The organism is Sulfodiicoccus acidiphilus (assembly GCF_003967175.1).
Lineage (GTDB): Archaea > Thermoproteota > Thermoprotei_A > Sulfolobales > Sulfolobaceae > Sulfodiicoccus > Sulfodiicoccus acidiphilus.
The window spans coordinates 183299-201525 of record NZ_AP018553.1 but is presented as its reverse complement, the minus strand read 5'-3'; the positions used below and the strand labels follow the sequence as shown (position 1 = coordinate 201525).

Here is an 18227-nt window from a genome sequence, read left to right as displayed (position 1 = left end):
ATATACATGGATAGGGAGAGTTTGAAATAGTTTAGCGTTCTGACTCATCGTGAGTCTAGGTGCGGATTAATGAACGAATATTCGCGTTATTGGTTCGATTTATCTACTTAAAAGTGCGTGTTAAGATTAGGAGAAGAACGAAAGTCAAAGAGCTGGACTTCCTTTTTTCACCATCACTGTACGATTTCCATCAATTAAAGTATAAAGTATGGACATGTTTATGTTCATCCTTGACATCTAATGATAGTTAATAGTTACTTGGACGTTCCTAGCCAAAGGGGGGCAGAATTTTGGGACGTGAACAGAATCTCTCACATAAGAAGGCTGGCCACTACAGGGAAAGGAGAGGTGAGAGTGGAAAAGGCTGGTTCTCTCAGGATACTAGATAGGGTTTACTTTAAGCGGTTAGAGAAAGGGAGAGAGGCAGAAATCGTAACTAAAATGTTAGGAACAGAGCTTAGGTCCCCCGTATATTTAGGGGACATGTCCTTTGGAGCGTTAAGCGGAACGCCCAACGTAGTAATAGCGGAGGCAGCTGACAAGACTGGGACACTGGCAGGAACCGGCGAAGGAGGACTCCATCCAGAAGTAGCTAAGCATAGAAACATCCTAGTTCAGTGGGCTTCCGCTAGATTTGGAGTAGATATAAATACCCTAATGGCGGGAAGGGGGATTGTAATTAAGATAGGACAGGGAGCTAAGCCTGGGATAGGAGGTCATCTACCTGGATCTAAAGTAACGGATCCTATCTCCCTGACTCGGAGAATACCTAAGGGGATAGATGCCATATCTCCAGCTCCTCATCACGACATATACTCAATCGAGGACCTGGGCCAAAGGATCGAAGCTTTGAAGGAGGCTACTGGAAAACCCGTACTAGTTAAAGTCGCAGCGACGAACTACATACCGTACGTCGTATCTGGAATTGCTAGGATGGGGGCGGATGGGGTGATAATTGATGGCCATGGAGCCGGAACTGGAGCAACTCCAACCGCAGTTAGAGACAACATAGGGATCCCAATTGAATTGGCCGTGGCAAGTGCAGACAGAGTTCTACGAAGGGAGGGCAGACGGGAAGGATTTTACGTGATAGCTGGAGGTAGGGTAGGAGATGCGATGGATGCTGCCAAGCTAATAGCATTAGGTGCGGATGCCGTCAACTTGGGCACCAGTGTACTGATAGCAATGGGGTGCGTCATGGTCCACAAGTGTCACATCGGTTCTTGTCCTACCGCACTCACTAACAAGATCGATGGCACTCGGGAGATAGACTTCGATTTTGCCCTCTCAAGGTTAGTTAACTTTGTTAACGGCTTCTCGGAGGAACTCTCTGAAATTGTGGGTGGACTTGGATTAAGGCGAGTCAGCGACTTAGTAGGCAGAAGAGATCTCCTTAGAGGTAATTCCCTAACTAAAGATGCCTTGGGGGTATTAGGGATAGAAGGGGTTCCAGAAGACTCAGAGCCATCAATCAGGTCGAAGGAGTCAAATGAGGTCCTAACTCACCTTCATGAGTTGGCATCAAAGGGAGTTCCAACAGTGACTAGTATGGGGAGTACCGCTCCTCCGGACGTGGAGCTTCCCAGACGAATAGTGGATTGGCTTAGAATTGATGGGGCTCAAGTCACTAGGCCCTCCATAGATCCATATAGAGAGGAGATAGACAGCTCGGTGAGGTTACTAGGAGGTAAATTACCTTTTTCGGCACCTTTAGGTTTTGACGTTAGACATGCGGAGTTCGAACTGCGAGACGCGATAGAATGGGGGGCCTTGGCGAATAACATCCCTGTTCTCACGCTAAAAACCACTAAAGGATATGAGGACATCTCTATTGCCAAAGATGGGTTAAGTGTAATAGGTTGGTCTGATAAGCCAGAGAGTGGCAAGTACTGGCTGATAGGTAGTACCTTAGAGGGACTTAGACTGGTGGAACATAAAGGAGTGGCTGGGTTAGTTATAGAAGAGCGGGGAGAACCACTAGAGCTAGTTACGTCAGAAATAGATACCCACCTCAAGAGACTAGGAGTGAGAGATAGATACGACATAATTGTAACAGCTGGAACCCTTAGGGACGCTGGGGATATAATGAAATTAGTAGGATTGGGAGCTGATATAGTGCTTCTTCCCGCTGAAGTAATGGAAATAGCCGTAGGGGAAGGAAGTCGAAAGGGAATGGAGGAGAAGGCCCTGAATCTAATGGCCGGATTGAAAAGAGAGATCGCCCTGATAGCCGGAGCAGCGGGGGTTTACAAGGTTAGTAACTCAATGGTTGGTAACAGGGAGCTCATGAGAAACATCAACCTAAGCTCTGAGGTAAGTAGAAGATTAAGAGTGAAGGTGGCTGGTTCGCTATGATGTATCAACCCTCAGGATGTGGGGTCTTCGGAATCTTAAGGAAACCTCACGCCCCAAAAGTTAGCGGGGAAGAAACTCTAAGAGCCATAACTAGAGTTAGGCATAGGGGAAGTGAACTCGGGGCGGGTTTCGCAGTATTTAATGCAGATAACAAAGCCGAAATAGAGGTAAGGGCCTACGTCAGAGATCCCAAACTAATCACAGAGAGGCTAAATCGAATGGGAGTGGACGTAATGAACTTAGAAGTGAAGAGAAATCTGGGAGAACTGTGTGATTGTGTTTTGACAGTAGTAGGTGAAGAACCTCTAGTCCATAAGGCGATAAGGAGGGCAAACGAGATCATGTGGGAAGACAGTGAGGGACGGATCTACTCTATAGGAAGGGCTCTACATGTAATGAAGGGAGTCGGTTTTCCAGAACAAGTGGCTCGGGAGGCCGACCTCTACAGAATACTGGGCGATCTCTGGCTGGCCCATACTAGGCAGCCAACTAATTCCCCAGGGTATTACCCCTTCTGGTCCCACCCGTTCTCCGGCTTCGATGTGGCCGTTGTTCATAACGGTGATGTCAGTTCCTTTGGAGCTAACGTGGAATTTCTGAGGTCGAGGGGAGTGAGGAGCTTCGTTGGAACCGACAGTGAGGTGATAGCCCTACTTTTCGAGGAGCTTCTGAACGAGGGATTGAGTGTAGAAGAGGCCACTCAAGTTCTAGTAGGAGCAAAGGAGTTTGTGAAGGGAAGTTCTTTGGATGGCCCATTTACCGCAGTGATTGGATACTACAGTGGAGACGACCTCTACATGATAGTTATAGCGGACAGGGCTAAGTTCAGGCCAGCCGTAGTGGGAGAGGACGAAAACTATATATTCGCGGCTAGTGAGGAGAGCGAGATCAGGGAACTAAGTACGAACGCTAGAGTTTGGACCTTAAGGCCTGGAGGATACATGATAGCCTCACTGAACAGGGGAATAATAAGAATGGGCAGGGAGTCCATGCCCGTGGGTTCTAGGTTTGTTATGGAAAAAAGTGGAAACGGAATTGATGTGAGCAGGTTGAATTACAAGGAGATAAACGAGCTATTACTGAAGTTGGTAAGAGAAGGGGAAGAGGCCGTATTACTGAATGCCATGGGTCCTAGGTTCCTCGGGATAAACTTACCCAGAGCGGGAATAAAGGGAGCTAAGATCACGGTTTACGGCACGGTCGGGAACTGCATGGCTAATCTCAATAATGGAAATAACTTCTATGTTTATGGAAATGTGGGGGACGATGCTGCGGACACTATGCACGACGGTAGAGTGGTAATAGTAGGAGACGCTAGAGACGTGCTTGGCCAGGCCTTTCAAGGAGGAGAGATATTCGTCCGAGGAAACGTCGGAAACAGGGCAGGAATACAAATGCGTGAATACAAAAACAAGAGGCCATACCTAGTGATCGGGGGGACATTCGACGACTATTTAGGAGAATACATGGGAGGGGGAGTAATTTTAGTGTTCAACAAGAACGAGGAAGAGTTGGGAAATCACGTAGGTTCAGGTATGGTAGGAGGAAGGATTTTCGTGAGAGGACATTTAAGCACATCCAAAATAGGTGTACAACCTAACCCACTAGAGGTAGAGAGATTTCTAAGGGCTATGGTGCTGAAGGGCGTGATAGATGGGGAAAAGGCTAGAAAGCTGAGCCAGTTACCCTATTACGACTTAAAGGAATTACTTCCACCTAAGGCTAGAGAGTTCGCGATCAAACTTTTCGAGGACAAAGCCGGTTCACCCAAGGTGGAGTATAGACACTTAAGCGAGAAGGAAAGAGAAGAACTGCTGCCAATAGTCGCGAAGTTCTCCGACGTCGTAAAGGAGCGATTCGAACAGCTCCTAGAGGAAAAGTACACGGTGATTTCTAGGGGGTGAATTTCAGTCCTCACACGGCTCTTCACTCATCCGACCGGAGTTCTTTTCATCACCATCTCTCTCAACCTAATCTTCTTATCTTCTAGCGTCCCACTAACTTGCTCGGGGGAGACTTAAAGTATGCGGCGCAAACTTCCTTAACAGGACCCCCTATTTTCATTCGTTTGAATTGTTGAGCGAGGCCAATGAGCTCAATTAGGGGAGGTACCGCGTTAGGACCGTCCAACGTTTTTAATGAGACCTCTATCCTTAGTGGAACACCCAAGGAATATGTACCTTCTATGACAATATAACTTACTCGTCTATCTCCTAGGAAACTAACATAATCTGAGGTGCCCGCCACGACTTCTGCCCCCTCAGAGGTGTGGGAAATCATGTTAGTCTTGACTTCCTTTTTAACTTCTTTCCTCCACCCTTCTAGCGTAACCATGGCTTCGGTAGTTCCAGCTATATCGACCTGAAAGGACCTTAGCAACTTCACACCTCGACTTCTCAGGAATTCCATAATCCCCGCATGGGTTATAGTGCCTCCGATCTGGCTTAGCAGGTCGTCCCCATATATGGGTACCCCCTTGGCTTTAAAACTGGAACCTAGCTCTTTAGCTACAGGAGATGGAGTTGTGTTTATAAAAGCCGAGCCTGCCTGTAGCGAGGCCTTACCGTAGAACCTAGAGGCCTCGTCGGCTCCGGTTGGAAGTAAAGAGACCACAACCTCGGCCTTTGCATTCTTGAGCTCGCTCACGACATCAACAAAAGGAGCGTCAGACTCTTCTATTATATCGCCGAGAATCCCTCGTGTACCATCTAGAGTAGGACCCCTCAGTACAGGTAAGTCAGTTTCTACATCTACGTATTTAGCTACAACGTTAGGGGGGGAGAATATTGCTTCTCGTAAAGGTTTTCCAACCTTTCTTTTATCTATATCAAAGGCGGCCACAATCTCGATAGGTTCCTTTGGAGGTAGTTCAATACCTAGTATCTCCTTCCCAGATTCCATTAATTCGGACGCTTGCACTAGAGAGGACGCCACATTGCCTACTCCAACGAGTGCTACCTTGACCAAGCTAGACCACTAGAAGGAACAACAGTGGAGCAATAAATCCTACTGCCACAGTAAGCACAGCCGCCATCACCACACCATCTCGTTCTGGTGACTCCGGCAACTTCAGATTACCCGGCTTGAACATCTCCCTAACTATCGGAATGTAATATCCCGCTGAAATGGCACTATTTATTACTCCCAAAACCAGCAGCCAGGGCTGAACGAAGCTGGACTCGAAGAGGAACAACTTTCCCCAGAAACCAATCAGTGGAGGTATGCCCAATAAGCTCAGGACAAGCAGTGAGACACCCAAAGCAAGTGGCCTATCTGAAGTGGAAAGTCCATTGAGTGAAGAGAGTGAGGTGTCGCCTACGCTCTTATCAATAAGATTAATGAAAAGAAATATTCCAGCCTGAGCTATAACATATCCTAACGTCTGAACTGAAATCCCTATTTCCGCGATCTTAGGTTGAAAGAACAGCATGGCAAATCCAATCATCAGGAATCCTGCTTGAGTCACACTACTGAACGCGAGTATAGACGGCAGATCCCTCCTAGAGAAGGCAGTTACATTTCCCACGAACATACTACCTACTGATATTACTGCGAATGCGAGGAATAGGTAAAGCTTGTAAGGGTAGGTAATATTAACGAACTCGAAAACTCTCAGCAATGCGGCTATACCTATGACTTTAGACGTTGAAGAGATGAAAGTCACAGTCACCCTGTCCGCATTGGCGTAAACGTCGGGTAACCATGCTTGAAATGGGAAAGCACCTATCTTGAAGCTGAAGGCAACTATGAGGAAGAACGAACCTAGAACGAATAACGGAAGAACTGGGTCATTGATAAAGAGAGAGAAATCGAAGCCAGAGGATAGAACGTAAAGCGAGAAGCCAAATATCATCAGCGAGCTTGAGACTAACCCCATAACCAAGTACTTGATGCCTGCGTCGGCCGAGCTATAGTCCTTCCTTATCATTGCTATGGCGTAGGAAGCTGCTGACGCTATCGCCCAAGACGAAACTATGACTAGAACGTTTGCTGCAAATGAGATAAATATAGTGCCCATAAGGGTTAGAAGTACAAGAGACACGAAGGACGTCCTCGTCTTCCAACCCTCAATATGCGCCTTAGCTCCTACTAGCGTTATTAACGTGGCCAAGGTAGCTCCGATTGCCAAGAGATACCCAATTAGATCTACGAATACCGTTTCGGAGAAAGCATACCCTTCAACGTTAAGGCCCATGCCTACTGCCAGGACAGCTAAAACTACTACAAGTGAACCGAGTGCCGACCAAGTAACTTTACTAAACGATGAGTCCGTTCCTTTATCCACGTAAAGTACGGCTATCGCCACCGCCGTTAGTAGGAGAGTAGGGACGGCCAGAACAAAATCCGTTGGACTCATAGTTCACCTCACCCCCACGAGAAGTATTAGGAAAAGAATGAAGAGCACCACTATTCCCGCTCCATAGACGGCAACGTAGTCCCTGAGAACCTGCGTTTGAATGCTGCCGAAAATCTTAGACCCAGCAGTTGTTATAGAGGATGGTAGCTTGTAATTGATCAGATCGTCAAATACGCCGGTCTCGAAATACCTGAACACTGATTGGCTGAACTTCCTGTAGGCCAAACCAATAGCATCGAAGAACGGGTTGACGTACCAACCATAGTAGAAGAAGTCCAGAAGTCCCCTCACTCCGCTGTATTTATAAAGGTCTATTTGGGCAACGTAATAAGCGAGTACGCTAACAACTATTCCTATAAGTCCTACGGCGACGCTTGCAATGTCCAGTGATGAGATTGAATAAGTCAAGGAGAAAGCCGAGGATATAGAGGAGAAGAAAGAATAGAACAGGCCACCCATTACAATTGACCCTGCCACTAATATTAGAGGAGACACCACCATAAGCTTCGAGGTCTCGTGTTCCTCTCCTTCCTCTGCATTCCTCCACGTGAACGTTTTGAATACCAGACGCATGATATAAACAGCACCGAGCAAGTCAAGTAAAACAGTAGCGTAAAATAAGTCCGTACTAGCAGTTAAGTTACTTATCACATCATGCCCCCAAAAGCCAATCAAGAAGGGAAAGTTGGCCAGGTTAAGAGCTGCCAGAAGTTGAAGCACAAACACCGCTGGTATCTTCTTGTAGAGGTTACGGAAAGATGAGATATATCTGTTCTCTGTGAAATGTATCACATAGCCGGCATTCATGAAAAGCGATGCTTTGTAGATGCCATGAGCTATCATCTGGATTAGACCTGCCACAATACCAGCAGTCAACAATGTGGGGTTACCAGTTACGTAAGCGAGCGCACCGCCTATCGAAGAGGAGAATATCATTAGAGAAATTTGATCTGCAGTGGAATTGGCGAGGATCAGCTTCTGTTCTCTAGCAACAAGTGCGTTAAAGCTAGCGTAGAACGCCGTAAATAAAGCCACCCCGGCAGCTATTTCCATATAGAGAGCAGTCTGTGGACTGGAAAGATCCATGAATGGATAGAACAGGAAGGTTATCATAGCTCCCAAGTTGACCATGGTAGCTGCATGTATCAATGCACTCACTGGGGTGGGACCTGTCATTGCCGTTAGTAACCACTGTGTGAATGGAAATTGCGCGCTCTTGGACAGTCCTCCCAGAAATATAAACAGCATCACAAGCCACGCAAAGGAGGGGTAGTGAGAGGGCAAGGTGAAGAGCAGTCTTAGCAATCCGCCGGTGGGAGATGGGTAGAGCAGGGTAGTAGCAGAATACTGGGTTCCACTACTTAAGAACAGAAGCACGCCAAGGCCTGTGAGCATGGCTACGTCGCCTATCCTGGTGAAAACTAGGGCTCTTATTCCACTGGTAGTCGGGAAGGATAGATTCCTTATTCCCAACACTTGTCTGTCAAAGTCTCCTACCACGTTATGCTCGTCATCATTAAGCCAATAACTTATCAGGCCATAAGAAGCGAGGCCTGTCCCCTCCCATCCCGCCAAGAAGAGAATAAGATTATCAGAGTAAATGACAGACAACATGGAAGCGACGAAAATGGTAAAGAATGCCCAATATCTTCTCAGAACCTTGTCCTCCTTCATATACCCTATACTATATATCGCGATCAAGGTAGAGAGCACAGACACGAACACTCCAAGTATAGCCTGTAAGAGACTAGAACTAAAGTCGAAATAGGAGAAGGTCCATTGGAACTTAGTTGGAGAATAGAAAGGCACAGGACTACCCACTACTGTAATAAGGTTGTAGATGGCCAAAATGGCAGAGGTTGTGATTAAGGTCGTGGATAGAACTCCCCTAGCGGTGTCTTTTACGCCAGAGGGAAGTAGGATGGATAAAAGAGAGCCTAACATAGGAAGGAAGACTATTAATGGAAGCACAGGATCTGTGCCCCTAACTACTTGCACGAAGTAACTTAGAGGATTGGGGCCGCCATGGAAAAGGAGTTGAGGGAAGAAGAAAAATAGAACACTGAAGAAGGCCAGTAAGCCCATCGAAATGCTATATACTGTAGCTATATCTAGACTTTTCTGGACCTTAAGAACCCCACCGTATACTTTCTTGAATAAGTATGTTCCGTAGCCTGAGGATATGGCTATAGCTACCATTAAAACTGCTGTGACTCCAACAAAAACTGGGACTCCATAAACGCCTATGAGTTGGCCTGCTGACATGATCAGGAGGATTTCACTCAGAAGTCCTACTGTAGGTGGTAGACCTAAGATGTTGAGCAGTCCAATGAACGAGAGAGTGGAGTGGAGAGGAGAGTTAAGATATAGGCCCCCCATCTTCTCGATATCTCGCGTCTCAAGCTCAGTTATCCCTGAACCTGCGCTCATGAAGAGAACTGCCTTTCCGAGACCGTGAGAAACGTAAATCAGGAGGGCCGCCAGTATCCCTAGAGGAAGATCTAAGACGGAGTTCTTGAGACCTATAGCGAAGGCAATTGAAGAACCCAGCAACATGTAACCCATTTGGGAGACTGTAGAATAGGCTAGGAATCTCTTGAAGTCACGTTGAGCTAGTGCGTTGATTCCCCCATATATCATCGTCAGCAAGGCCAACGCAATGAAGATTGGGGCATACGGAGCCAGAGCTGAAAATAGATAGAAATAGATAGTTATCACGAATACTCCTAGCCCGACCATGTTAGGACTCAACAAAACGGATATAGGGGTGGGGGCTTCACCGTGGGCGTATGGTAGCCATATATTGAAACCAAATGTGGCCGACTTGATCAGCATACCTACGACTCCTATACCCAGCACAAAACCGACGTAAGGAATTGAGGAGTAATTGAGAAGCCCGTAAGCGGTCCCGTTGTAAATATCCATACTACCAGTGGTAAGACCAATTATTATTATCGAAGATAGTGTTAGTAAAGTTCCAACGTGAGTCCACACGAAGTAGAGAAGTGATATCCTCCTTCTATCGCCATATCCATACATTAAGATTAGAAGGAAAGAGGTGATGAGGGCAATCTCCAAGAAGATGTAAATTTCCAAGAGATTAACAGAAAGCACCGCATACAACATCGAAATACTGAATAACGCATAAAGGGCGTAGTAGGTTCCCCAGCTCCCTCCACCCATCTCCTCAAACTTCTTCGACATGTACCTCGTCGAGTAGAACGCGGTAACCGAAGTCACAAGCAAAATAGTAACAATGAACGGGAAATTGAAATTATTGACAGTGAAGCCGAAATTACCTACTCCATAGGAAACATAAAAGGTGAAGTATAGGCCCCTTCTAACGATGTAGTACAAGTTGATTAGAATTGCTATCAAAGAAATGATGAGGCTATTTTTCTTAGTTTTTGAAAAAACAAGAACGGATGCAAGAATAAATGATATAATAAAAACAAACAATGATATCATTTTAACTCACCTCTAATCTACCCTTCAATCTGTAATACAGAATGATGGCCGCGAAGGCCACTACGACCTCCGTCAAGGCCATCCCGATGGCGAAGACCGAGAAGAGAACTGGAGTATAGGTCCTACCCAATGCGGAAGCAGCAGAAAAAAGGAATAGTATGGATGAATTAAGAATAATTTCGGATGAAAGCAGGATCCTAATAACGTTCCTACTACGGAATATTCCGTATAGACCGACCGAAGTAAGGACGACAGCTAATGTTATTCCCATCAAAGACAAAGTGTTCATTTCAATCCCTCCTGGCTAGGGTTATAGCTTCCACTAGAGTTGTCGCCAGAGCTATTACAATTATTATTGTCGGGAACCAGTATTTTACTAGAAGATCCTGCGCTAACACGGTTAAGTTCAAGGCTTGAGGAGGTAAGGGGCTAGAGGCGCTAAGGAAGGGAACCAATATTACGGACAATAACACAATACCGAGGACGGTGGCCAACGGAGAGGCCCAAGGAATGTTAGACTCGTTTACCTGAACCCCTCTAAAGAGAACCAAGGATATTGCAATGAAGACCACGGTGGCACCGACGTAAAGCAACAAGTGAATAGCAGAGTACAAAGCATATGCCTCTGGATTAAGGAGAGCAATAATCACCGCAACGGATATGCCTAATATGCCTAGGGAGACCGCAGAGTAGAAGACGTTCCTAGAATTAACTATCAAAAGCGAGGAAATTATGGCAGATACGGAGAAGATCACAAATACAGGAAGCTCGATGTCAATTATCGGCAGGCTCATACTTAATCCCCTTATTTTCATCTATTACGGTCTTAACTCTCCTGACAACCTTTCCGGTAGGCATATCTTGGGTGAAGTCGGCATTGAACTTATCAGGATCGAATACTAAGTCCCTTCTATTTTTGAAGGCTGCGTCATGCATGCCGGTCTCCCTTAAGGCATCTACCGGACAGATGTCGACACAGAAACCACAGAAGACACACCTACCATAGTTGATCATTGGATACTTCTTTCCTTGATCCGTCGCCATTTTCATTGCATCGGCTGGACAGACTAGCGCACACAAGGTACAGCCTATACAAACGTCCTTATAGAGTCTTAGCATTCCCCTATAACCGTTGGGAAGTAGTAAAGACTCTTCAGGGTACTTCAGCGTTATCCTAGTGGGCTTAACGGTGTACTTAAGCCCGGTCGCTATTGCGGTAACGTGATCAGCGAAGAGTCTGAACGTGTTCTTCTTCTCATACTCCTTTATTTTTTCTTGATTTTTGTTTTCTATCTTATCCATACTCCAACCACCCCACCTAATACTAAAGATACCAAGGCTAAGGGGAACAAGTATTTCCAACTCCCTCTTAGCGCTTGGTCAATTCTGTACCTACCGTACACAGACCTCATGAAGACGGCGAACATGAGGACTAGTACGGCCTTGAAAACCGTAAAGATCATGCCGTAATAACCAGTGAAGGGTTGCCATCCCCCTAGGAAGAGGTCAGCGAACAATATCGAGTAACTAAAGGTTCCAATATAGGAGCCCCCCATAGAAAGGACGAAGAGAAGTCCACTATATTCCGTATACGGACCCGCGACTAGCTCAGACTCCGCCTCAACTATATCGAAGGGAAATCTCCCCGTTCCTATCAACATTCCAATTAGGAAAAGGAAAGCTGCAAATGGATTCGCCACAAATCCAGGCAAAGGTCCTTCAACAATCTTGGCTATGTCCAATGTGTGATACTCGATCGCTAGAGAAAGAGAAGCCATTATGAGAAGGACGTCGTAGGACACCGATAGCAGTCCCTCCCTAACGGCTCCAAGTAAAGCGAACCTGTTGTTAGTGACCCAAGCGGTTAATAAAACGAAAATGGGCGTAACAGACTCGAGCGCTAATACAAGGAGTAAACTGTAATTAGAAACTACTGCCGCTACTACACCGGTGCCAACTGAGGAATCGAAGAAAGTATGGTAGTAAACGGAGAGAGGAGAGCCGGCAATCGGGATTACAGACAAGGGAATCAGAGCTAGTGGCAATATACTCACTAAGAGATACAACACTGGCCCTAACACGAAGAGCGTTCTGTTTACCTGTTCAGGAACAATTATCTCACTAAAAGCGAATTTTATAGCATCTGCAACTAGCTGGAGAAATCCGCCGCTACGCTTGGAGGCGTAGAGTGGCCCAAACCTCATTTGGACCTTCGCTGCTATTTTTCTCTCGAACCATATCGTATACAAAAGGACTACCAGAGCGAAGATTAAACCAGGGAAAATTATCATGATGAAGAACGACGGATAGAGAACGTAGAATCCTACGGTAGAAAGTATGTTCATCATCTATCCGCCTCCGGTGGGAAATAGTCTAGACTTCCATATATAGAGACTAGGTCAGCGTACCTTGCCCCCTTGGAGAGCTGCTTAAAAACATATATCAACCTGTAGGAAGGTGTGATCATTCTCAACCTGTAAGGGTGGGCAGTTCCATCGCTTACTACGTAGTAAACTAATTCTCCTCTCCCTGCTTCGATCCTGGATATTGCCTCTCCCTTAGGAGGCCTAAACGAAGCATAATACCCAGGGAACACTACCCTACGTTGTTCTTCTAACCATTTCTTTCGTCTTGTTGGAGGAATTTGATTGAGGAATCTGTCCGCAAGTATAGGACCTTCTGGAATGTCTTTGATTATTTGTCTAATAATTTTCATGCTTTGCTCTATCTCCTCGAACCTAACCAGGGTCCTAGCGAAACCGTCTCCTTCCTTGTATACGGGAATTTCGAAGTCTAGTTTATCGTAGGCACCGTAGGGCTCCGTCTTCCTAACATCGTAATATACTCCTGAAGCCCTCAAGTTGGGACCTACGGCGCCCCACTTAATCGCATTCTCCTTACTCATAACTCCTACATTTTCCAACCTAGCCCTAAGCACTGGATTGTTCAGAACCATACTTCTCCAGTCTTTGAGTTTCCTCTCCGTATAGTCGAGAGCTTTATTAGTCATCTCCACTATCGATGAGCCTAGATCTCTCCTTACACCACCAGGAATAACGTAGGAGTTGGTCACCCTAGCGCCAGTGAGGGCCTGCAGTATCTCGACCCACACTTCCCTATCCCCAAATCCCCACATGAAACCAGTTGAATGACCTAAAAAGACGGTCAAGATGCCGAGACCATAAAGGTGGCTTGCTATCCTGTTTACTTCGGCCGCGAAACTCCTAAGATATTGCGCTCTTTCTGGAGGTTGAACATTTAATATTTTTTCCACAGCAATTATATATCCTAGGTTCATATGTATAGAATCCAGTATAGCAGGTCTCTCAACCAGGGGAATCAAGTGCATGTAATTTCTGCTTTCACACAGTTTCTCAACAGATCTGTGAACATATCCTACGTCGAGATCCACATCTTCTATTATGTCTCCGTTAAGTTTGACTACTATCCTCATGTGCCCAGCTCCTGGGTGCTGTGGCCCTACGTTAAGTTCTCCAGAAGCCGGAACTATTTCTACTCCCATACCCCCTTCTGGGAGCATTTCCTCAGGCCTGCTTGTCAATGAATAACGCCTCCTGTTTGACCTTGAAACTCTTCCTCAATGGGTACACTCCCTCAAAGTCCTCGGGTAGGAACATTCTCCTAAGATCTGGATGCCCTTTGAAGGTTATTCCCAACATCTCATACGTTTCCCTTTCAAAGGTCCACACGCTTGGCCAAATTTCATAAAGTGTTTCAATTTCTGGTCTTTCATACGGAACATAAGTTCGTAACGATAGTATCAGTTTAGCTAATTCAAAGTCTCCATAGGATGACACATGGTAAACTATTGAAAATTTCTTTTGATCGGGATAATCTATCCCTGTGATAGACTTAACATGATCAATCCCTTTTTCTCTTAGAAACTCGGCTACTTTCCGTATCTGTGCAGGATCTGGAATCTCTATCATAATTCGCCGATCGCTCTCTGCCTTTCCTTCTATCCCAAAGGTATTCTTTAATTCCTGCAGTAATTTATCACCAAACCTAGATTTGGTGGGTTGAGTGGTAGGTTGGTTGGGTTGAGTGGTAGGTTGGTTGGGTTGAGTGGTAGGTTGGTTGGGTTGAGTGGTAGGTTGGTTGGGTTGAGTGGTAGGTTGGTTGGGTTGAGTGGTAGGTTGGTTGGGTTGAGTGGTAGGTTGGTTGGGTTGAGTGGTAGGTTGGTTGGGTTGAGTCATTTTCTCACCTTCTCAACTCCCAATAAGATATAGTATTTATCTGTCTTATCGCATAATTTATAACAGGATAAAGTACGATTATTAACGCCCCTACAAGGAAGAGGAGATAGTAAGTAGCTTGAATAGTTAGAGCAGACGATGCCAGAAACAATAGAACAATTATAGGCTCCAATGTGGTGTAAATCAACAAATACCCGTAATATTGTAGAGGGAACCAAAGCCTCCCTTCTCCGGTTGGTATATTTCCGGCCTCAAACCTATCTGTCTTGAGGGGAGAGGGCTTACCCTCTAGAGCTATACTCAGGAACTTATATCCTCCATAGCCTATCGCAAGGATCAGGACAATCGTAACGCCGAAGGCGACTAAAGGCTGTGTTAGCGTCATCCCATCCGTCCTACGGACGTAGCCATAAAAAACCTTTTTCAGAAGTGTCATTATGTATTTTTATTCGCGGTTACTCTTGAAAACGTTCACGATCTGTCTTGAATTAGTTATACATTTAGGGATGTTTGGCCGAGGGACTCCTTCTATGCACCTCTCTGAGACTAGGTGATGCTTTCCTTCCTCAACATCTTCCACTGTAGCCAAGGAATTGCTTATCCAGTTATCGTGAAGTATACAGGAAGGCCCGGCATACTTAAATATGAGTGGATGGACTTTTCTTACTTCCTCGAACATTCTCCAAGCAACTTCCCTTATTTCCCATTGAGCCCTAGAGCAAAGACGTAGAGCAAAGAAATTTATCAATTCCCTAGCGTTCATGGTCACAACTATATTAGTGTTGACTCCATTTGGCAACACATACCTAGCGTCTTCCTCAGGTACTCCCTCTTGGAGGATGGACCAGTACAACTCATATATCTTGGAATAGGCGCTCTCTATTTTACCTCTAGCAGAGGGAGGCGTGATGGGCTTGTAATGTTCATCAATAGGTCTAGCAAACCTGTGGGAGGTCTGCGTATAAGACGCCACCCTGTGGCGCACTAGTTGATGAGAACAAACCCTCGATATTCCCTCTATAGAGAAAGTGTAAACCGAATGTTCAAAAACCGAAAGGTAACCATGTCTGAAGGACTCTCTTATCCACGTTTCGACCTCCTCTCCACTCATGTCCTCGTGTTCAATCCATCCTTTACGAGAATGAGAGATCTTGGCTGCTATTGCTATTAACTTCTCACCGTTCTCAGTGAAGGACACTAGGTGAACATTCACGAGATAGTAATTATTCAGCAGGTTGAATAAGGCTTGTTGCTCAACGCAGAGCTTCACTTCGTAACACAATTAAGCGGCTACTAACAGTCTTCATATCGCCCCAGAGGTTTAAAGGGACACGATCTAAGATTCAATCTTAATGCCCAAAATGTACTACCGCTTTCTTCATATTTTCTTATATTTTCTTATAATATACTTCCTAAGTTCGTCTGAACCCCCTCCTTCACAAACTACCCTGAAGGCCGTAAATCTATCGCTGAGGAAGTACTTCAAGACGTGTGTAAAACCATGCCTCTTTAATGTGAGAGGTGCATAGATGGCGGAAATACCAGCCAAGATCAAGATATCTGAACTAAGCTTACTTAAAATATCGTCAACCGTCCCATTGACCAACGTCGATCCAAAAAGGACCGCAACCTCACAACTTTCGCCCTTGAACATAGAATATGGCCTCAGTACAACGTTTCTCTCTACAATCTCTTCCCTAACATTAAAATCATATATATAAATTTTATTAAATTTTTTGCCATGGAAATTTGGAGAGTAACCGAAAACGCAAAGCCTGCCCTCTGAATCGGTGGTGGGATCTTGGTCCCCAAAAGGATGAACTGTAAGAGCGTTCATAATAGCAGTGGCCACACTCCTTTCAGTAGAAGTTCCTAGAGCCGACGCTGCGTCGTAGGCAGACATTCCCGCTAATTTTCCGCCTAGAGGGTACTCCTTATCGTAGATCGTATTGCTTATGCCTACGCTCCGATCGTCAAGTACAGCTGAAGTGTAGTTAACTCCCATACAAAGGTTAACCACTTTACGGCCTTTCAAGAAAAAGCTTAACTCATCGAGTACTTCTTCAATTATCATAACACGATCTTTCCCGTTTCTTCTATTGACTCATTTATCTCTTTGAATGGAAGAACAATTGTCTTGGAGTTCAGTAGCACACCCTCGGACACATTGACCTCATCGCCCAATATGGAGCCCTCCCTCACATGGACCCACTCTCCCAAACTCACTCCAGCCCCTAATATTGCTTTAGCTATAGCGGATCCTGAGCCAACTTCCACACCTTCCATCAGGAGTGAATCCGTTATTCGACACCAATCTCCTATTTTCGATTCTCTACCTATTAGACTGTTCTCTATTTTCGAGTAGGCCCCGACTTTCGCACCCCTACCCACAAAATATGGAGGTATTAGCTTAGCGTCTTTTGAAACTAAAGCATCCTCACTGACGTATCCTCTTTGATACGAGCGCCTTATCAGTTTGAGGTTAAGCTCTAGGTAATCTTGAGGGACACCTATATCGGCCCAAACTCCCTGATATTCGAAGACTCCCACTGTTCCCTCGTTGATTAGTTTGGGGAGAAGTTCTCGTCCAATGCCCCTCGCTTGAACCTTTCGTAATACTTCAGTCTTGAAGACGTAGACCCCCGCGTTGACTAGGTTATCCTTAGGGTGAGAAGGTTTCTCGGCAATTTCAGTAAGCACATAATCGTCTTTCAGAAGTACTCCGTACCGCCGAGGATTCGAAACCCTAGTCCCTACTACGGTGGCTGTAAGATCCTTTTCTTTGTGAAACTCGTAGACTCTACTGAAATCCACTTCGCTGTAAACATCTCCATAAACTACTAGGACGTCATCCCCAAGTTCGTATTTGTTTGCTATGAGATTCAAAGGTCCCGCATCCCCCAACGGCTTATCCTCTCTTACGAATATTAGGTCTTCTTCACTGTACCTTTCCTGTATCTTCTCAGCCATGACTCTTACCGATATGTAGATCCTATCGACGCCTCCTTTTCTGAGACCTTGTATTATGTAATCCAAGATAGGTTTGTCAACTACGGGAAGAAGGGCCTTCGGCCTCGTCAAACTTAATGGCCTTAGCCGGGTAGCGTTTCCTCCAGCTAGAACTACAGCACTTACCATAACACAAGAAAAAGAGCGGTGCGATAAATTATTTCATGTACTTCTTCAACTTCTCCTCTGCATAGTCCCAATTAACGACGTTCCACCATGCGCTAACATAATCCGCCCTCTTGTTCTTATACTGCAGATAATATGCATGCTCGAACTCATCCACTATCATAATTATTGGAAGTTCAGCAATGTGGTTCATGAAGTGATTCTCAAATGTCATCAACTGAAGGTTACCATTTTCCGTATCATAATACAAGACAGTCCAGCCAGTGCCAGGTAGGGAGTTTGCCACCTCTGTGAATACTTGCTTGAACCTGTCGAAACCACCGTACTGCTTCTGTATTAGGTCGGCCAACGCACCTCCAGGTTTTCCACCTCCCTTTCCTGCAGGTGCCATATTCTTCCAAAAGAGGTCGTGCAGTTTGTGACCATTTATATTGAAAGCTAAACCCCTAACTATACCCTGTACATCATAGCTCGTCACTTCGCCTTTAACTACTTTCTCTAACCTATCCACAAGGGAGTTCGCACCGTTAACGTAACCCTTGTGATGGCCATTGTAATGAACATCCATTATGTCTTTACTGATGTAGGGCTCAAGAGCATCGAGCTTGTAAGGAAGCTGGGGGAGTTCATACTTCCTTAGCTGTATGGACAAGACCTATCCACCTCAGGTCTTTTTCAGAACGTCACTTATAACT

17 protein-coding genes are annotated in these 18227 nt (G+C 45.5%); 3 read left to right on the top strand and 14 right to left on the bottom strand.

The annotated features are described in order from the left end of the window. The first annotated feature begins 240 nt into the window (after positions 1-240). On the top strand, positions 241-2355 hold the full coding sequence (locus HS1genome_RS01130; protein ID WP_126449145.1) for a glutamate synthase-related protein: 2115 nt from the start codon (positions 241-243) through the stop codon (positions 2353-2355). Beyond that, the gene (locus tag HS1genome_RS01125) at positions 2355-4259 is read left to right on the top strand and encodes a GltB/FmdC/FwdC-like GXGXG domain-containing protein (protein ID WP_126451254.1); all 1905 of its coding nucleotides are present in this window, start codon (positions 2355-2357) and stop codon (positions 4257-4259) included. The genes HS1genome_RS01130 and HS1genome_RS01125 overlap by 1 nt, the downstream gene beginning before the upstream one ends. A gap of 82 nt (positions 4260-4341) precedes the next feature. Here the strand turns inward: HS1genome_RS01125 and HS1genome_RS01120 are convergent, their stop codons facing one another. From HS1genome_RS01120 to HS1genome_RS01080, 9 genes are read right to left on the bottom strand one after another with little or no spacing between them, the layout of a single operon-like run. Next, positions 4342-5322 (bottom strand): inositol-3-phosphate synthase, encoded by a 981-nt coding sequence (locus HS1genome_RS01120; protein WP_126449144.1) that lies wholly within the window; start codon positions 5320-5322, stop codon positions 4342-4344. A gap of 1 nt (position 5323) precedes the next feature. Next, a complete protein-coding gene (gene nuoN / locus HS1genome_RS01115) occupies positions 5324-6712 on the bottom strand; it encodes an NADH-quinone oxidoreductase subunit NuoN (RefSeq protein WP_126449143.1) in 1389 nt (462 codons plus the stop codon). Between the two features lie 3 nt (positions 6713-6715). Next, positions 6716-10180 carry a proton-conducting transporter transmembrane domain-containing protein gene (locus HS1genome_RS01110; protein ID WP_126449142.1) on the bottom strand — a complete coding sequence of 1155 codons (3465 nt, stop codon included), beginning with the start codon at positions 10178-10180 and terminating at the stop codon, positions 6716-6718. Between the two features lies 1 nt (position 10181). After that, positions 10182-10469, bottom strand: a complete 288-nt coding sequence (locus HS1genome_RS01105; RefSeq protein WP_126449141.1) for an NADH-quinone oxidoreductase subunit NuoK — start codon at positions 10467-10469, stop codon at positions 10182-10184. 1 nt (position 10470) lies between these two features. Further along, positions 10471-10974, bottom strand: a complete 504-nt coding sequence (locus HS1genome_RS01100) for an NADH-quinone oxidoreductase subunit J family protein (RefSeq protein ID WP_126449140.1) — start codon at positions 10972-10974, stop codon at positions 10471-10473. Beyond that, positions 10955-11482: an NADH-quinone oxidoreductase subunit NuoI gene (gene nuoI / locus HS1genome_RS01095; RefSeq protein WP_126449139.1), complete on the bottom strand. Its 528-nt coding sequence runs from the start codon at positions 11480-11482 to the stop codon at positions 10955-10957. Before nuoI ends, HS1genome_RS01100 begins: the two co-directional genes overlap by 20 nt. Further along, on the bottom strand, positions 11470-12525 hold the full coding sequence (nuoH, locus tag HS1genome_RS01090; protein ID WP_126451253.1) for an NADH-quinone oxidoreductase subunit NuoH: 1056 nt from the start codon (positions 12523-12525) through the stop codon (positions 11470-11472). Before nuoH ends, nuoI begins: the two co-directional genes overlap by 13 nt. Then, positions 12525-13721, bottom strand: a complete 1197-nt coding sequence (locus HS1genome_RS01085; protein ID WP_373286783.1) for an NADH-quinone oxidoreductase subunit D — start codon at positions 13719-13721, stop codon at positions 12525-12527. Before HS1genome_RS01085 ends, nuoH begins: the two co-directional genes overlap by 1 nt. Positions 13722-13725: 4 nt before the next feature. Further along, positions 13726-14190 (bottom strand): NADH-quinone oxidoreductase subunit C, encoded by a 465-nt coding sequence (locus HS1genome_RS01080; protein ID WP_126451252.1) that lies wholly within the window; start codon positions 14188-14190, stop codon positions 13726-13728. Positions 14191-14220: 30 nt separating this feature from the next. On the opposite strand from HS1genome_RS01080, the gene HS1genome_RS12405 reads away from it, so the two are divergent. Next, positions 14221-14430 (top strand): hypothetical protein, encoded by a 210-nt coding sequence (locus HS1genome_RS12405; protein WP_162299805.1) that lies wholly within the window; start codon positions 14221-14223, stop codon positions 14428-14430. Here the strand turns inward: HS1genome_RS12405 and HS1genome_RS01075 are convergent. From HS1genome_RS01075 to HS1genome_RS01055, 5 genes are all read right to left on the bottom strand, one after another. Then, positions 14402-14782: an NADH dehydrogenase subunit 3 gene (locus HS1genome_RS01075; protein WP_126449137.1), complete on the bottom strand. Its 381-nt coding sequence runs from the start codon at positions 14780-14782 to the stop codon at positions 14402-14404. The two genes, HS1genome_RS12405 and HS1genome_RS01075, sit on opposite strands and share 29 nt — an antisense overlap. 60 nt (positions 14783-14842) lie before the next feature. Continuing rightward, positions 14843-15610, bottom strand: a complete 768-nt coding sequence (thyX, locus tag HS1genome_RS01070) for an FAD-dependent thymidylate synthase (RefSeq protein ID WP_126451251.1) — start codon at positions 15608-15610, stop codon at positions 14843-14845. Positions 15611-15775: 165 nt separating this feature from the next. Then, positions 15776-16471 (bottom strand): Rossmann-like domain-containing protein, encoded by a 696-nt coding sequence (locus HS1genome_RS01065; protein WP_126449136.1) that lies wholly within the window; start codon positions 16469-16471, stop codon positions 15776-15778. Then, positions 16468-17535 carry a sugar phosphate nucleotidyltransferase gene (locus HS1genome_RS01060; protein WP_126449135.1) on the bottom strand — a complete coding sequence of 356 codons (1068 nt, stop codon included), beginning with the start codon at positions 17533-17535 and terminating at the stop codon, positions 16468-16470. The genes HS1genome_RS01065 and HS1genome_RS01060 overlap by 4 nt, the downstream gene beginning before the upstream one ends. Before the next feature lie 28 nt (positions 17536-17563). Then, positions 17564-18184, bottom strand: coding sequence for a superoxide dismutase (locus tag HS1genome_RS01055; protein ID WP_126449134.1), 621 nt, complete (start codon positions 18182-18184; stop codon positions 17564-17566). Between the last annotated feature and the right edge of the window lie 43 nt (positions 18185-18227).

Excerpts from the sequence above, each read along its gene's own strand:
- HS1genome_RS01130 (WP_126449145.1), top strand. The coding sequence starts at position 241 with ATGATAGTTAATAGTTACTTGGACGTTCCTAGCCAAAGGGGGGCAGAA.
- nuoI (WP_126449139.1), bottom strand. The coding sequence starts at position 11,482 with ATGGATAAGATAGAAAACAAAAATCAAGAAAAAATAAAGGAGTATGAG.
- nuoH (WP_126451253.1), bottom strand. The coding sequence starts at position 12,525 with ATGAACATACTTTCTACCGTAGGATTCTACGTTCTCTATCCGTCGTTC.
- HS1genome_RS01110 (WP_126449142.1), bottom strand. The coding sequence starts at position 10,180 with ATGATATCATTGTTTGTTTTTATTATATCATTTATTCTTGCATCCGTT.
- HS1genome_RS01100 (WP_126449140.1), bottom strand. The coding sequence starts at position 10,974 with ATGAGCCTGCCGATAATTGACATCGAGCTTCCTGTATTTGTGATCTTC.
- HS1genome_RS01075 (WP_126449137.1), bottom strand. The coding sequence starts at position 14,782 with ATGACGCTAACACAGCCTTTAGTCGCCTTCGGCGTTACGATTGTCCTG.
- HS1genome_RS01085 (WP_373286783.1), bottom strand. The coding sequence starts at position 13,721 with ATGCTCCCAGAAGGGGGTATGGGAGTAGAAATAGTTCCGGCTTCTGGA.
- nuoN (WP_126449143.1), bottom strand. The coding sequence starts at position 6,712 with ATGAGTCCAACGGATTTTGTTCTGGCCGTCCCTACTCTCCTACTAACG.
- HS1genome_RS01125 (WP_126451254.1), top strand. The coding sequence starts at position 2,355 with ATGTATCAACCCTCAGGATGTGGGGTCTTCGGAATCTTAAGGAAACCT.
- HS1genome_RS01065 (WP_126449136.1), bottom strand. The coding sequence starts at position 16,471 with ATGATAATTGAAGAAGTACTCGATGAGTTAAGCTTTTTCTTGAAAGGC.
- HS1genome_RS01105 (WP_126449141.1), bottom strand. The coding sequence starts at position 10,469 with ATGAACACTTTGTCTTTGATGGGAATAACATTAGCTGTCGTCCTTACT.
- HS1genome_RS01060 (WP_126449135.1), bottom strand. The coding sequence starts at position 17,535 with ATGGTAAGTGCTGTAGTTCTAGCTGGAGGAAACGCTACCCGGCTAAGG.